Genomic DNA, 269 nt, shown 5'->3' with positions numbered 1-269 from the left:
GGTGGACGACCACGGTCGAAGGCGAAAGCGAGGTCGGTCGTTCGCTCACGTTCCGGTTCTACGCCGGCGACAAGGAAATCGGCGCGTTCGAGATGAAGGTGCTCGAACTGGATCGCAACAAGCGCGTGTCGTGGCAAGTCGCCGCGGGTCCGCAGGACTGGATCGGCACCAAGATCTGCTTCGACCTGAAGCAAGAAGGGGAGTATGCAGTCGTCCTGTTCAAACACGAGGGCTGGCGAGAGGCATCGGAATCGATGCATCACTGCAGC

Annotated in this window: 1 protein-coding gene; it reads left to right on the top strand. The window is 60.6% G+C overall.

Annotated features, from left to right (window positions below; translation table 11 throughout):
* On the top strand, positions 1 to 269 hold a 269-nt coding region (locus tag HKX41_11690; GenBank protein ID NNC24795.1), incomplete at both ends, for an SRPBCC domain-containing protein.

The sequence above is a fragment of the Salifodinibacter halophilus genome (assembly GCA_012999515.1).
GTDB lineage: Bacteria > Pseudomonadota > Gammaproteobacteria > Nevskiales > Salinisphaeraceae > Salifodinibacter > Salifodinibacter halophilus.
Note: the sequence above shows the minus strand (reverse complement) of the source record. Positions and strands in the feature narration are given on the sequence as shown.